The sequence below is a fragment of the Brevibacillus sp. FSL L8-0520 genome (assembly GCF_037963895.1).
Classification (GTDB): Bacteria; Bacillota; Bacilli; order Brevibacillales; family Brevibacillaceae; genus Brevibacillus; species Brevibacillus borstelensis.
This window is the reverse complement of the sequence record NZ_CP150171.1, coordinates 410,001-423,967: the sequence shown is the minus strand read 5'-3', so window position 1 is coordinate 423,967 and position 13,967 is coordinate 410,001. Positions and strand designations below refer to the sequence as shown.

Below are 13,967 nucleotides of genomic sequence, written 5' to 3'. Positions count from 1 at the left end.
GATGCATAGCTTATTGGTTCACATGCGGAAATCTTAGTGATATGGTCAGCCCTGAACCAAGCGCTGATTTTGCATCCAACTGAATGGCTAAATCATAGGCCATCTTGCTTACCAAAAAGAGTCCCATCCCCGTAGCTTGCCTTGTACAAGTACCTCGCCTTCCGGTAAAGCCCTTATCAAATATAAATGGCAAATCTTCTTGAGGGACACCAGGCCCATTATCACTAATATGTAAAATAGTTTGATCACTCCCTTTGTCGTAAACCGTTTCAAACTTCAAAATGGGACTATCCTGATTCTGTGCAACATGTTTTGTACTATTAGCGATTATTTGTTCCAATATAAAAGCTAGCCCTTTGCGATCGGAAAGAATTTCCCGCTCCTCACCTATGAATTGTATTTGAAAACCGGATTCATCCAGTAGCGTTTGATGATCTTCAATTGTCTGTTTACAAAAAGCCAGTAAGTCGATAGGTTCAAAAAAATAATCTTTATGAGTAGCCCCTAGTCTTGCAAAATACAAAATTCGCCCTACGTCTCCAAGCATTTGATCTCTAATATGAATCATACGCTGTCTGACAAGGGGAGACATTTCATCACTCCGGTTATCTAATACCAATGTCATTAGTGACAGAGGCTTTTTAATTTCATGAACCCATCCTTCTATATAGTTTTCATAATCGGTCAACTCAATAACTTGCTCATTAAGCTGCGCCTGATATGACCTTATGACGCTCCCCATTCTACGGATAAACGGCCAATATGTCTTCGGAGATAGCCTGCATAATATTTCTTCGTTCGTCTCATTCGCCTCTAATAAAAAATCTTCAAAGGCCGCTTCGATTATTTTTTGCTTTCTGATGATAATGAATACAGACAACGATATCATTGCTAGAGTAAAAACAATCATGAGTCCTACTAACACCTTAAAGGTTTCCGGGTAAGCCAGCCATGCGAAAAAGATAAATAGAAGATCTGTAGTAATGAAAATAAGAAACCATTGTTTATAAGCATGAAAACAATCAAAGATTTGCTTTATCCATTTCATGCCTTCACCTACCCCTAAGTCGATAACCTTGACCTCTTATAGTCTCAATTTGATCTTCCAAGTTTAACTGTCGTAGCGTTTTGCGCAAGCGAGTCAGATTTACTTGAAGTGCATTTTCGTCGATATATTGGTCTGTTCCCCATAAAAGTTCACGTAATGTAGACTTGGATACAATCTCAGGTCTATGCTGCACTAAAGTCAATAAAATTTTTCCTTCATTTGCTGATAATACTATCGATTGAGATCCCTTATACAAGGTAAAGGTATTGGGGTCTAGGAAAAAACTGCCGCCATTTATCAAGCCTGGTCGTCCTTCAAATCTTCTTAGCAGGTTTTGAATGCGAGCCAACAATCTATCTCGATTGCACGGTTTTGTGAGATAATCATCTGCACCTAAATCAAGACCATGCAATTCATCCTGCAACTTATCTCTAGATGTAAGAATCAATATGGGACCAGTTCCTTGTGATTTTAGACTTTTGCAAATTTCAAATCCCGATTGTCCCGGTAAATTGATGTCCAACAAGACTAAGTCTGGTGCCAAAGTGGCTATTTGAGCCACTATATCTTGGAAGTCCGCAATGGCAGCCACTTCATAACCAGCTTTTTGCAGTATATCGATTAATTCTTCCCTCATCAGCGGATCATCTTCAACAATGGTAATCCTCGCCACTTCAGCACCACCCTTCGATGTAAATTGCAACTGTTTTTTACTCTATATTTGGTTTCCAACGCAATTTATCTAGTTCATGATCTGCTGAACGGGCAACTGCTACTCCATAAATCCCCAAAATTACGATTACAATACAGGCAGAGGCAAGGGCAATCGGATAAAGGGACGCTTTGTCATCGATGTGAATCATAACAAATGCAATCATAGCCCTTATGCCAACAGCTCCACTCACGCATGCAAGAGATACAGGTAACAGAAAAGTCAGCAACACCTGTCTGTGGATGGATTTCTTCATTTGATTACGTTTTGCCCCCAACATGGAAAGCGTTACATAGCGTTGTCCAGTCTGTTTCACCTGTGTCAAAAATTGTAAAGCCAATACCGTACAAGCAATAATCAAAAACAAGAATCCCATATATAGTGTTGCATAACTCCCAGCAACAACATAGAAGAGTTTGCGTCCAAAGTTTTGCAAATAACTTTCAAACGTGAAGCCTGAAGCTTTTAATAAATCTCTGGCCTCCATCATTGGTTTCAGTAAACCTTCCTGGTCTTGCAGCTTTTGCGGGATTCGAAAATTCCAATACGCCACATAGGTTTCCGTATTCATTAATTGTTCAAACATATGATCAGGGACGATAAATGCTGAAAAAATTTGTACGGAGCGGTCTGCTACTAAACCTCTCATTGGAATTGAGGGGTGTATATATACCGCCTGACCATGAATGCTCATCAAGCTTTTGCCCTCTTTGGCAGCCTTTTCAAGAATATGATCTAGTACAGGCATGCTTTCCAGATTATCCATCGGCATAAAATCCGGATTAAAGTATAAAGCAATTTCATCTGAATGCAGGTTCAACGTTTTTTTTCCTACGGCTTTTAAAAGACCATTATAAGATGATTCTGGAATGAGGTAAGGTGCTGTTGTATCCGTCTCCAGAACCCCAAAAAGATTAAGTGCTTCAGGGTTTTCCGAACTGAAACTGTAATTCTGTATTTCTCCCGATAAAACTTGCTCTTTATAGTTGTCTGGCAGAGCCATAATCATTTGTTCTCTCAATGCAGACCAGTCTACCAAAGACAAAGGGATGCCGTCTTCGCCGCGTTCATCCTTATATTTCATTCTCCCAATTTTCAGCAGGTTTAAGTCCTCTACATATGGTTCCATTTTTTCCGAAGCAAGAAATTGCTCAATTTTTTGACTATCTCCATTAACAGTAAAATCATAGACAGAGGAACTCCTAGCAAAAACATTTTCTAACCCTATAAAAGTTGAAGCACCATCTGCTATCAAAATGATAGACAACGTGATTAGAATAGATGTTACTGCAACAGAAGTAGATCTATTGGCTACGTTTTCTTGAAACTGCCTTACTGTAAATGTGTGCAGACCTTTTGTAGATTTATTTTTAGACAAGCTTGCCAATAAGCCTAGCAATTTCCCAAAACCCCTCATAAAAAGGACCGTACCTAAACTTCCGAGAGCCACTGCCACAAACAGAAGCAGTCCGGCAATATCCGTGAAACGATATAAAGCAACCCAATATGCGACACCCAGGAAAACAGCGCCTGCCAATAAAGTGAGTACATTGCCCGTAAAATGCCCCATATCTTGTTTCTTATCCATTTGCTCATAAAGTAATTGATGCACCTCTTGTTTAAACAACCTTCCGCCAAGAATGGCCAGTGCTATAAACTGAATGGATAAAAAACCGATGATGGTAAAGAAAATCGCACCTGCCGACAAGCTTATTTGATGACCGATAATTCCCTGTCCGACTAGTTTAGAAACCGTCAAGCTGATTATTTCTGCTAAGAATCCACCAATCAAGAGCCCTGCAATGAGTGCCAAAATAGAAGTAATGAACCCCTCTGCCAATAGTTGAAGAACAAGGCGTTTCTTGCGCATTCCCAACAAGAGATAGAGGCCAAACTCTTTACTCCTTCGATTTAATTGGTACCGATTCGCAAATAAAATCAAGAAAAACAATAAAAATAACGCAAATAGATACACAATGGGCATTTGAGCTAAAAGCTTGTCGATCGAATCACTTTCAAACTCCTTTAAGAACAAAATAACATCTTGTCTGCCCAGTGAAAGAATGATATAAAACGACGCTATTGCGATTACAAGTGTTGCAAAGTAAATGAGATTCTCCTTGCGACTTCGTTTCGCATTGCGATAAATCAGCTTAGAGAACATTTGCGCTTCCTCCCCCAAGCTGAGCTAGTACCTGCAAGATTCTTTCATAAAATTTCTCGCGAGTCTCATCATGTTTGCGACGCAGTTCATGAAATATCACACCATCTTGAATAAAAAGGATTCTTGAGCAAAAACTTGCTGCATTAGGATCGTGGCTGACCATTAAAATAGTTCTTCCGCTCGTTCTATTCATACCTTCCAGCTTATTCATTAAAGTTCTTGCAGAGCGCGTGTCCAATGCCCCTGTCGGTTCATCCGCAAGAACGATATCTGGATCAGTAATGAAACAACGTGCGGCAGCTACCCTTTGCTTCTGTCCCCCAGACATCTGAGACGGGAATTTATGAAGGATATCCGTAATTTCTAAAAAACCGGCTAGCTCATCTAATTTAGCTCGTGCTTTTGTAAAATCCACCCCATGAATCGATAAAGGCAATAGTATATTTTCTTGTCCCGTTAGATTATCCAGCAATTCAAAGTCTTGAAACAAATATCCAATCCGACTGCCGCGATACTCAGCTAAATCCTTACTGTCGAAAGCACTGATATTTTTACCGTGTAAAAGTACACGCCCAGATGTTGGTTTTATTATGGTTGCAATGCAGTTTAATAACGTAGTTTTGCCAGAACCGCTTGGTCCCATTATTCCCAAGAATTCTCCGGGGAGAACATCAAAACTGACACCGTTTAAAGCTTTTGTTATATTGTTCTTCTTCCCGTAGTTTTTTTGCAAGTCTTGAACCTCTAGTAATTTTCCTTGTCTGACCACTGTATAAGGCTCCTTTCTTCAACAACTAGAATCGAATTGAGCTATACACATTATAGTCAGTACGAAAGACGAGAAACACTTACAAATGGCGTAAGGAAAAATGCAGGACATGAAAAAAGCCGAGCAAATGTCAGAAAATAATCCTGATCTGCCCGGCTTAATGCGACTTTTAATTGCTTCAGCACAAGTTTAAACTGCTGGTATAGGACTTTATTTGCTTTTTGCACTTATGCTACTTCAAAAACCCCTTACTCCACCGTAACACTCTTCGCCAGATTCCGCGGCTTATCAACATCAAGCCCGCGCGCAGCAGAAGTGTAGTACGCCAGCAATTGCAATGGAATGACGGTCAAAATTGGCGTTAACATCGGCGTGGTGGCTGGGACGTGGATGACGCCGTCCACCGATTTGGCCAGGTCGCGGTCTCCTTCGAGAGCAAAGCCGAGCACATGGGCGCCGCGGGCTTTGACTTCCACGATATTGCTGACCATTTTTTCGTAAATGTCCGGTTGGGTAGCCAGCGCCACCACCGGGACGTTTTCTTCAATCAGCGCAAGCGTACCGTGCTTCAGTTCTCCCGCCGCGTACGCTTCGGAGTGAATATAGGAGATCTCCTTGAGCTTGAGCGAGCCCTCCAGGGAGACCGCATAGTCCAGTCCCCGTCCGATAAAGAACAGGCTGGTCGCGTCCTGGATGCTTTGGGCAAACTGGCGGATCGGCTCGACGTTGGCCAGGATGGCGCCGATCTTCGCCGGCAGCTCCTGCAGATGCTCGACTACCTCTGCGATCTCTGCAGCCGCCAGTGTCCCTTTTACCTGCGCGAAGTACAGCGCAAACAGGTACAGGGCAATCACCTGGGACGTATAGGCTTTCGTCGAGGCCACCGCCACTTCCGGGCCGGCCCAGGTAAAGATTACTTCGTCCGCCTCGCGGGCTACGGAGCTGCCGACGACGTTGGTGATCGCCAGAACTTTGACCCCGCTCTTCTTCGCCTCGCGGAGCGCGGCCAGCGTGTCTGCCGTCTCACCGGACTGGCTGATGACGATCATCAGCGTCTTGTCGGTGTAGATCGGATCGCGGTAGCGGAATTCCGACGCGACGGCCACCTCTACCGGTACGCGGGTCCACTTTTCCAGGACGTCCTTCCCGACCAGTCCAGCGTGCATGGACGTTCCGCACGCCACGATATAGAGGCGGTCGTAGGAGGCCAGCTCCGCATCGCTCATATTCAGCTCAGGCAGGATGACCTGCTTTTTCTCCTGGTCGATCCGTGCGCCCATCGTGTCGCGTACGGCTTGCGGCTGCTCATAGATTTCCTTGAGCATGAACGAATCGTACCCGCCTTTTTCTGCTTGGACCAGATCCCAGTCTACGTGGAACACATCGCGCTCGATCTTCTCGCCGCTTTGGGCATCCATCAGCTGAACGCCTTCCCGGGTCAATACCGCCATTTCGCCTTCATTGAGGATATAGACATCGCGCGTGTGCTCCAGGAGAGCCGGGATGTCCGAGCCGATGAAGCTCTCTCCCTCTCCGATTCCGACGATGAGCGGACTTGCGAGACGCACTGCTACCAGCTTATCCGGCTCGTGCTCCGTCATGATTCCCAATGCGTAGGCACCGCGCATGCGCTGTACGGCCTTGCGGGCGGTAGACACGATGTCCCCGTCGTAGAGATCCGCGAGCAGGTGCGCGATTACTTCGGTGTCCGTCTCCGAGGTAAAGGCGTATCCTTTTGCGATCAGCTCTTCCTTGATCGGCAGAAAGTTTTCGATGATGCCGTTATGGACGACAGCAAACTTGTGGCTCGAATCCGTATGCGGGTGGGAGTTTTCGTCAGACGGTTTTCCGTGCGTCGCCCAACGCGTGTGTCCGATCCCTGCATTTCCGGCCAGCGGCTGTGCTGCCAGCTTTCCTTCCAAAACAGCGAGGCGTCCTTTTGCCTTGTCTACGAGCAGCCCCTGCTCGGTCAATACCGCGATTCCGGCCGAGTCATACCCGCGGTACTCCAGCTTGCGAAGACCTCCGATAATTACCTCTTGCGCTTGTTTATCGCCAATGTATCCTACAATTCCGCACATGTGTGTTTGTCCCCTTCCCTATGACGGGGGACACAACCCAGTTGTCAATGGTACGGGGGTTGCTCCCCCGCCATTCCAATTGTATATGTGGTCAGCTTGATTTTTTCGATAAAACCATTCCATAAAACAATCATCTGTATCATGCGCGGGTCTTGTGCAACAAGTCGCCCTGTTGTTTTGCCCCCGCGCTCCGCGGCCGCGATACTCGGCCGGGAGGCATCCGCCGAATGCTTCGATAAACCTCCACCTCGTCCACTGCACTCCACGTCGGGCAGCTGCAGTGCTGGCGCTTTCCCATCAAGATCGATGCTATGTCATTGTCTCTTTTCGCTGCACTCCCCCTTTTTCATTGTGAGCCCAGGCACAAACCAAACTTTATCATAGATCCCTGTCCTTCACAATCATTCTTTTGTCTTATACTTGTATGCAAAAGGGAGTGGCGCTGTACCACTCCCCTGACTTTTTACACGAGTTCCTTTTTCACGACCTCAACGATGCGGTTCACCAGCTCATCCAGTTGTGCTTCGTCTGGGCCTTCTGCCATGACACGGACGATTGGCTCCGTGCCGGACGGACGCACGAGCACGCGGCCGTTGCCAGCCAGCTCGGCCTCCACTTCACGGATCGCCTGTTCGATCGCTTCGTTTCCGTTCAGCTTGGTCTTGTCTTCTACGCGGACATTGACCAAAAGCTGCGGGTATTTGGTCATAACCTGCTTCAATTCAGACAAGGGCTTGCCCGATTCCTTGATGATGTTCAGGAGCTGAAGGCCGGTCAACAGGCCGTCTCCCGTCGTGTTGTAATCGAGAAACACGATGTGTCCGGACTGCTCGCCGCCGAGATTGTAGCCGCCACGCAGCATCTCTTCCACGACATAGCGGTCTCCCACCGCAGTTTTGGTCGTGTTGATCGCGCATTCTTCCATGCCTTTGAAAAAGCCCATGTTCGCCATGACCGTCGTCACGACCGTGTTGTTGTTCAGCTTGCCTTTTGCCTTGAGAGCCCGGGCGCAGATCGCCATGATGTAGTCGCCGTCTACAATTTCACCGTTCTCATCTACCGCAATACAGCGGTCGGCATCGCCGTCAAAGGAAAGTCCCAGATGAGCCTTGTGCTTGACGACTTCCTCCTGCAGGCGTTCGGGATGCGTGGACCCGCACTGCTCATTGATGTTGACCCCGTTCGGATTCGCTCCGATGGTGATCACCTCTGCTTCCACGTCCGCAAACAGCCTTGCAGCCAGCGAGGAAACGGCACCATTGGCACAATCCAGCACGACCTTCAGCCCGTCAAAACGTTCCGTTACTGAGCTTTTCAAATGGGAGAGATACTTCTGTCCACCCTCCAGGAAGTCCAGCACCGCTCCGATGTGCTCCCCAGTCGGCCGCGGCAGCGTGTCTTCAGCCGCATCCAGGTATTGTTCGATCTCTGCTTCCACCTCGTCGGAAAGCTTGAACCCGTTGCTCCCGAAAAATTTGATTCCATTGTCCGGGTAAGGGTTGTGCGAGGCGGAAATCATGACACCGGCATCTGCTCCCAGCGCTCGTGTCAAATAAGCAACGCCGGAAGTAGAGATTACTCCCAGACGAACTACTTCTGCTCCAACAGAGAGGAGACCGGCCAACAGCGCGCTTTCCAGCATTTGACCGGAAATGCGCGTGTCGCGTCCAATGACTACCTTGGGCTTGCCTTCCTGTTTATGTCTGGTGAGAACGTAACCGCCTACGCGCCCGATTCGAAACGCCAGCTCCGGCGTCAACTGCGCATTGGCTACACCGCGCACACCATCAGTTCCGAAATACTTCCCCATGTTTGTCCCTCATTTCTTTCCTTGTACAAAACAGCTTATGCCCAGCGCTATTTTTTGGTGATTTCCACAGTAACCTTCGTGATCGCATTCTTGGCCGTCTTGACGTAATCCGGCTGGTTAAAGATGTAGGTGATCGGCACCTCATACACTCCCGCCGGCATGTTGCTGACATCTGCCACGACCTGCACATCCTCCGGTCTTAGTTTCTCCAGTATGGTCGGCGCTCCAACCGTGTCGACGTCCATCGTGGACATCTCTTGCCCCGTTCCGGACAGTACGCGCGCCTCCATGTCTTCGGCCAGACCGCTGATGCGGATTGGAATCTTCTCCAAGCGTTTGGTTTCGGACGGCACGACCTTCAGGGCTACCTTCAGGTAATCCGGCTCCACCTTTACGATGTTCTCCAATATCGGCATCTTTCGTTCGATGACGCGATCCGAGGTCACATCGCTCAGATCGATTTCCGGCCCCGGATACGTCTCCGATTTCATCGCATCGATGACTTCCTTCGGACCGTATACGGTGACCTCATCCACATTCGTATCCACACTAGCCAAACTATATCCATCGGGCAATTCATTCGTCAAGTTTAATTTGATCGGCACCTGTACATACGGGCTTGTCACCGGCACGCTGATCTCCGCCGTGAGCGGGATAACCTCCGCGCCCTGCAGCGTATTCCCCGACTTGTCCATCACCTTTAACGGCACTGTCGTCTTGATCGGAGACGTAGCCCCTTCCAGATCGACGGGAGCCTTTACTGCGGCTACCTTGTCGGCCTGACTCTCCGGTACCCGGACAAGTACGCGGAACGGCTTGACCAGCGGCTCTCCGGCTTTGTAGCCGGGGGCGACCTGGCCGAGCAGCTCGACCGTGACTTCCCGCTCTACGGTTTTCTTTTCCTCGAGCGTAATTTCGACAATACTGGGAATAATTCCGACTTTCACATCGTCGGGAAATCCTTTGTACTGGACCGGAACACGGTGTGTCCCCTTCCCCTTGTCCATGAGGTCGACATACACCTCTCTGGAGTCCTGGGGCACGAGATTATGCTTGTAAAACGGATTGTTTGTCTCCAGAGCAAGCTGCACGGTACGCGGCATTTTGGCGACGTAATAACGATCCGTGTCATACTTTACGTGCAGGTTGACGCTGTCGATCAAGAGCGGCGGCGCTGAATCCGTGGTCGGCGTTGTGTCGCTTTCCACATTGACCACCGTCCACATCATCACGGCCAACAATAGAGCAACAATGCGCGCAAACCAGTGACTGTTCAACCATTTATCCATGTTGTTTTCGCCTCCATTGCCAACGACTTCCCATGGATTTGCTCTTCAGGGCCGGATGCAGTTGCTCGGTGAGCAATTCAGCCAACTGCTCCTCGGTCAAATTCCGGTTCATTTGCCCGTTCGCGGTAAAGGAAACTTGTCCAGTCTCTTCGGAAACGACAATCGCCATACCGTCGGAAACCTCGCTTACTCCGATCGCAGCTCTGTGCCGGGTTCCCAGCTCTTTTGAGATCGAATTGTTTTCGGAGAGGGGCAAATAGCTCGCTGCTGCCAAGATAATATCTTTTCTCATGATGACCGCCCCGTCATGCAAAGGTGTATTTGGGATAAAAATATTGATCAACAGTTCTGAACTGACTCGTCCATTGATGGCAATTCCCGTCTCCACAAAATCATTCAGGCCCGTTTCCCGTTCAATGACGATCAAGGCCCCGATCCGACGCTTGGCCATGTACGTAACGGACTTGCACACTTCCTGTACGACCCGCTTGACCATTTCCTCATCCTGAATCGTATTGGTGCGAGAAAACAGCTTCCCGCGTCCCAACTGCTCCAGCGCTCGCCGCAGCTCCGGCTGAAAGATGATCACGATAGCCAGTACCCCGAAGGTAAACGCCTGGGACATCAGCCAGTGCAGGGTCTTCAGCTCGAAGTACTTGCTCAGCAGCCAAGTGACGATAATCACCATGATCCCTTTCAGCAGCTGGACCGCCCGCGTCCCCCGGATAAGCATAATTAATTTATAGATCACGTATGTGACGAGCGAAATATCGATCACATACCGCAATATATCCCCATATTCCAGTGATATCATAACGAAGCCCCCATATCTCGCTCCATCTCAATGCGGTCGCTCTTATTCCTGCGGAAAAAGCACGGCTTCTGGCGCCGTGCTCATTATTGTTGTACCCTTTATTTTCTCCTATGGGAAGACGGGAAGCAAGTCATTTCCAATATTTTTCACTTCATACCAAATCCATTCGAAAATGGCTTCGATCGATTCAGCGCTTCCTGCCACGTGTGCAGTCGATGCCAGAACGACCTTCCCCTCAATTGCCACAACGTTCCCTCGCACTTCGCCCTGTACCTCGACATTGCCGTTGCGTACGACCAGATCTCCATCAATGGTGGTGCCGGCCGGAACCACGACGACATTGCGCGTACGGTCAATCTTCAGTTTATCCATGTTGGACGAGGCAATTTGCAGTGTATTGTCCCGTTCATACCAGTTGGCCATCGTGCTCCCCGTCATCAGGAAGAGAAAGACAGCTGCAGCTGTAAGAAACGGATGATTGCGCAGCCAAGAAGAAAAACGTTTTTTCCTCGTCGGCGTTGGCAGTTGCGCAAATACCCGGGCTGTAAAATCCGGAGATACTTGTATATGTGACGCGCTTTGTACAAAAGCGATCGCTCTTTGCAGCTCTTGAAGATGTTGACGACAGGAGGCACATGTTCTCATGTGGGTCTGTAATTTCTGATTGGACAATTCGTCAATTTCCCCGTCCAGAAACTCATGAATGAGAACAGACATTTCTCGGCATTCCATCGTGACTTTCTCCTTTCCTACATGAATCGCAGCTTGCTGCGCAATGCTTCCCGACCGCGATGGATACGGGTTTTGATGGTTGTGACTGGCAATTTGACGATATCGCTAATCTCCTGAAGCGACAGGTCTTCAATATAGCGCAAAATCATGATCGACCTATACTTTGGTGCCAGATGCGACAAGGCATCCTGTACGGTCTCCTGCAGCTCTTGCGTGACAAGCGAGTCTGCCGGGTTCTTTTCGTTTGAGGATAGGCGGGAATACCAGTCCATTCCCTGTCCGGGTTCTACTTCTTCATCCAGGGAAAAGTCAGGCCTTTTCTTTCTGCCCCGGTCAATACACAGATTGGTTGCAATCCTGTAAATCCACGTGGAGAACTTGTAGCTCTCGTCGTAGGTGTGCAGATTGGCATAGACCCGCAAAAAGGTTTCCTGCGCGATATCCTCCGCATCCTGACGGTTACCTACCATCCGGTATGCGAGTTGAAATATCTTGTCTTTATATATTTCGATCAACTCAGCAAAAGCCTCGCGATCTCCGCGTTTGGCGCGCTGAGTCAACCGTTTTTCTACAAAATCCATGCGATCCTCCCCGCAATACCGTAATCCTTATATACGGATAATACCTCAAATGGTTTCAGTTTTGATTATGTTTATCCCGCCAATTTTCTGGGAATGAGTGGAATAAAGATCAAGGTTCTCTCTATATAGTAGTGATGGTACCTCTTTTATCCTGATGGTGTAAAGGGAGCGTGGTTTAAATGAGTCAGGATGATGTTCTGTTCCAAATCGAACAGCTTCGTCAAGAGTTAAACGACAGGTATAAAGAACTGGCAGCCATAACTCCGGAAATGGTCGAGCTGAGCGTACGCCTCGACAATCTCCTTAACCAACTGCATTTCCATCCTTAGTCACTGTAACGCTTTCCCTGGCGCATGTAAAGATGTGGAAACAAAAAAGGAGAGGCCTGTTTCCCTCTCCTTTTGCCCTTATAACAATTTGTCGCCAAAAGCGGAACTCATGAGTGCTACTGCTACACGTGCCGTCACATTTTCCCGGTCGAGGATTGGGTTTACCTCTACAAATTCAGCCGAACAGAGTATGTCCGCATCTGCCAGCATCTCCAGGGCCAGGTGTCCTTCCCGGTAGGATATCCCGCCTATGACCGGGGTACCTACGCCCGGAGCGTCATGAGGATCCAGACCATCCAGATCCAGACTGAGGTGCACCCCATCCGTGTTTTTGGACACGTGAGCCATGGCTTCCTCCATTACGCGAGCCATTCCCAGCTTGTCGATCTCATGCATGGTAAACACCTTGAGCCCGATCCTCTTGATCAATTCTCTTTCCCCTCTGTCCAAATCCCGCGCACCAATGATCACCACATTCTCTGGTTTCAGCTTCGGTGCAAAGCCTCCGATATTGACCAGACGTTCATGGCCAAAGCCTAGACTCGCAGCCAGAGGCATGCCATGGATATTCCCCGATGGAGAGGTCTCTCCCGTATTCAGGTCACCGTGAGCGTCAAACCAAATGACCCCCAGATTTTTCACGTTCTTGGCCACGCCTGCTACTGTCCCGAGAGCGATACTGTGGTCCCCTCCCAGCACCAAAGGAAAACGTCCTTCCTGCATGATACCGCTTACAACCTCAGCGAGCTTTTGATTCGCTTCAACTACCTCGTCCAAATACTTATGGTTCTCTGTCTCTGTAAAATTGCGAGGACGTGTAACGGGAATATCTCCTTTATCCTGGATGTTCAAACCCATTTGCTCCAGACGGGCAATCACTCCAGCGTAACGAATCGCACTCGGTCCCATATCGACACCGCGGCGGTCTGCTCCCAGATCAAGCGGTACACCAACGATACTGATGTTTTTGTTCATACTCGTTACCCCTTCCTCTCGGTTACCTTGTTGTTTGTTACTTATTGTAGCCTTGAAAGAAGAAATGACTCAACTCGACACAAATCTGCATAAATAAACCGATAGGAAAAGGGTCCTAGGAAAAAGAAAGAACGATCTGCCGCTAAAAATAAAAAAGGACTGCCAACGGCATGTCCTTTACACTTATGGAGCGGGTGATGGGAATCGAACCCACGCGACCAGCTTGGAAGGCTGGAGTTCTACCATTGAACTACACCCGCATAAGAAATAATCGCTTGAAAATGCATATAATCCCAATGGAATACACGGGATCATAAGAAGAAATGGTCGGGAAGACAGGATTCGAACCTGCGACCCCTTGGTCCCAAGCCAAGTACTCTACCAAGCTGAGCTACTTCCCGACACAAAATCAATTGTCTAATCCCCGGTGTCAACACTATGCGATGAACAAAGCTTCGCATTATTTTTAGGGGAAAAATGGCGTGCCCTGAGAGATTCGAACTCCCGACCTTTTGATTCGTAGTCAAACGCTCTATCCAGCTGAGCTAAGGGCACATCTCGTTCACTTTAAAAATAAAAAAACTGGTGAGCCATGAAGGACTCGAACCTTCGACCCTCTGATTAAAAGTCAGATGCTCTACCAACTGAGCTAATGGCTCAAAC

The 13,967-nt window shown here is 48.2% G+C and carries 12 protein-coding genes and 4 tRNA genes; 1 reads left to right on the top strand and 15 read right to left on the bottom strand.

Annotation, left to right across the window (positions count from 1 at the left end; genetic code table 11):
* Window positions 1-10 precede the first annotated feature (10 nt).
* The 10 genes from NSQ24_RS02450 to sigW all read right to left on the bottom strand — a co-directional run bounded on the left by NSQ24_RS02450 (window position 11) and on the right by sigW (window position 12,000).
* A complete protein-coding gene (locus NSQ24_RS02450; RefSeq protein WP_339167176.1) occupies window positions 11-1,048 on the bottom strand; it encodes a sensor histidine kinase in 1,038 nt (345 codons plus the stop codon).
* Between the two features lie 4 nt (window positions 1,049-1,052).
* Window positions 1,053-1,721, bottom strand: coding sequence for a response regulator transcription factor (locus NSQ24_RS02445; RefSeq protein ID WP_031933400.1), 669 nt, complete (start codon window positions 1,719-1,721; stop codon window positions 1,053-1,055).
* A gap of 37 nt (window positions 1,722-1,758) precedes the next feature.
* On the bottom strand, window positions 1,759-3,924 hold the full coding sequence (locus NSQ24_RS02440) for an ABC transporter permease (RefSeq protein ID WP_339167175.1): 2,166 nt from the start codon (window positions 3,922-3,924) through the stop codon (window positions 1,759-1,761).
* Window positions 3,914-4,693 carry an ABC transporter ATP-binding protein gene (locus NSQ24_RS02435; protein ID WP_031933401.1) on the bottom strand — a complete coding sequence of 260 codons (780 nt, stop codon included), beginning with the start codon at window positions 4,691-4,693 and terminating at the stop codon, window positions 3,914-3,916. The genes NSQ24_RS02440 and NSQ24_RS02435 overlap by 11 nt, the downstream gene beginning before the upstream one ends.
* Before the next feature lie 248 nt (window positions 4,694-4,941).
* Window positions 4,942-6,774: a glutamine--fructose-6-phosphate transaminase (isomerizing) gene (glmS, locus tag NSQ24_RS02430; protein ID WP_031933402.1), complete on the bottom strand. Its 1,833-nt coding sequence runs from the start codon at window positions 6,772-6,774 to the stop codon at window positions 4,942-4,944.
* A gap of 463 nt (window positions 6,775-7,237) precedes the next feature.
* Complete coding sequence (gene glmM, locus NSQ24_RS02425; RefSeq protein WP_003393033.1) at window positions 7,238-8,584, bottom strand: phosphoglucosamine mutase; 1,347 nt, start codon at window positions 8,582-8,584, stop codon at window positions 7,238-7,240.
* 47 nt (window positions 8,585-8,631) lie between these two features.
* Window positions 8,632-9,873: a CdaR family protein gene (locus NSQ24_RS02420; RefSeq protein ID WP_339167172.1), complete on the bottom strand. Its 1,242-nt coding sequence runs from the start codon at window positions 9,871-9,873 to the stop codon at window positions 8,632-8,634.
* The gene (gene cdaA, locus NSQ24_RS02415) at window positions 9,866-10,687 is read right to left on the bottom strand and encodes a diadenylate cyclase CdaA (RefSeq protein WP_003393030.1); all 822 of its coding nucleotides are present in this window, start codon (window positions 10,685-10,687) and stop codon (window positions 9,866-9,868) included. Before cdaA ends, NSQ24_RS02420 begins: the two co-directional genes overlap by 8 nt.
* A 108-nt stretch (window positions 10,688-10,795) precedes the next feature.
* On the bottom strand, window positions 10,796-11,419 hold the full coding sequence (locus NSQ24_RS02410; protein WP_003393028.1) for a zf-HC2 domain-containing protein: 624 nt from the start codon (window positions 11,417-11,419) through the stop codon (window positions 10,796-10,798).
* Between the two features lie 17 nt (window positions 11,420-11,436).
* Window positions 11,437-12,000 carry an RNA polymerase sigma factor SigW gene (gene sigW / locus NSQ24_RS02405; RefSeq protein WP_003393025.1) on the bottom strand — a complete coding sequence of 188 codons (564 nt, stop codon included), beginning with the start codon at window positions 11,998-12,000 and terminating at the stop codon, window positions 11,437-11,439.
* Between the two features lie 179 nt (window positions 12,001-12,179).
* Here sigW and NSQ24_RS02400 point away from each other — a divergent pair, with 179 nt between their 5' ends.
* Complete coding sequence (locus NSQ24_RS02400; protein ID WP_003393023.1) at window positions 12,180-12,329, top strand: aspartyl-phosphate phosphatase Spo0E family protein; 150 nt, start codon at window positions 12,180-12,182, stop codon at window positions 12,327-12,329.
* A gap of 78 nt (window positions 12,330-12,407) precedes the next feature.
* Here NSQ24_RS02400 and rocF read toward each other — a convergent pair whose 3' ends face one another.
* The 5 genes from rocF to NSQ24_RS02375 form a co-directional block, all read right to left on the bottom strand.
* Window positions 12,408-13,304, bottom strand: coding sequence for an arginase (rocF, locus tag NSQ24_RS02395; RefSeq protein WP_003393022.1), 897 nt, complete (start codon window positions 13,302-13,304; stop codon window positions 12,408-12,410).
* A gap of 186 nt (window positions 13,305-13,490) precedes the next feature.
* Window positions 13,491-13,564: transfer RNA gene (locus NSQ24_RS02390), tRNA-Gly, on the bottom strand.
* A gap of 64 nt (window positions 13,565-13,628) precedes the next feature.
* Window positions 13,629-13,705 (bottom strand) — tRNA-Pro (locus NSQ24_RS02385).
* Window positions 13,706-13,782: 77 nt separating this feature from the next.
* Window positions 13,783-13,859 (bottom strand) — tRNA-Arg (locus NSQ24_RS02380).
* Between the two features lie 28 nt (window positions 13,860-13,887).
* A tRNA-Lys gene (locus tag NSQ24_RS02375) sits at window positions 13,888-13,963 on the bottom strand.
* Window positions 13,964-13,967 lie beyond the last annotated feature (4 nt).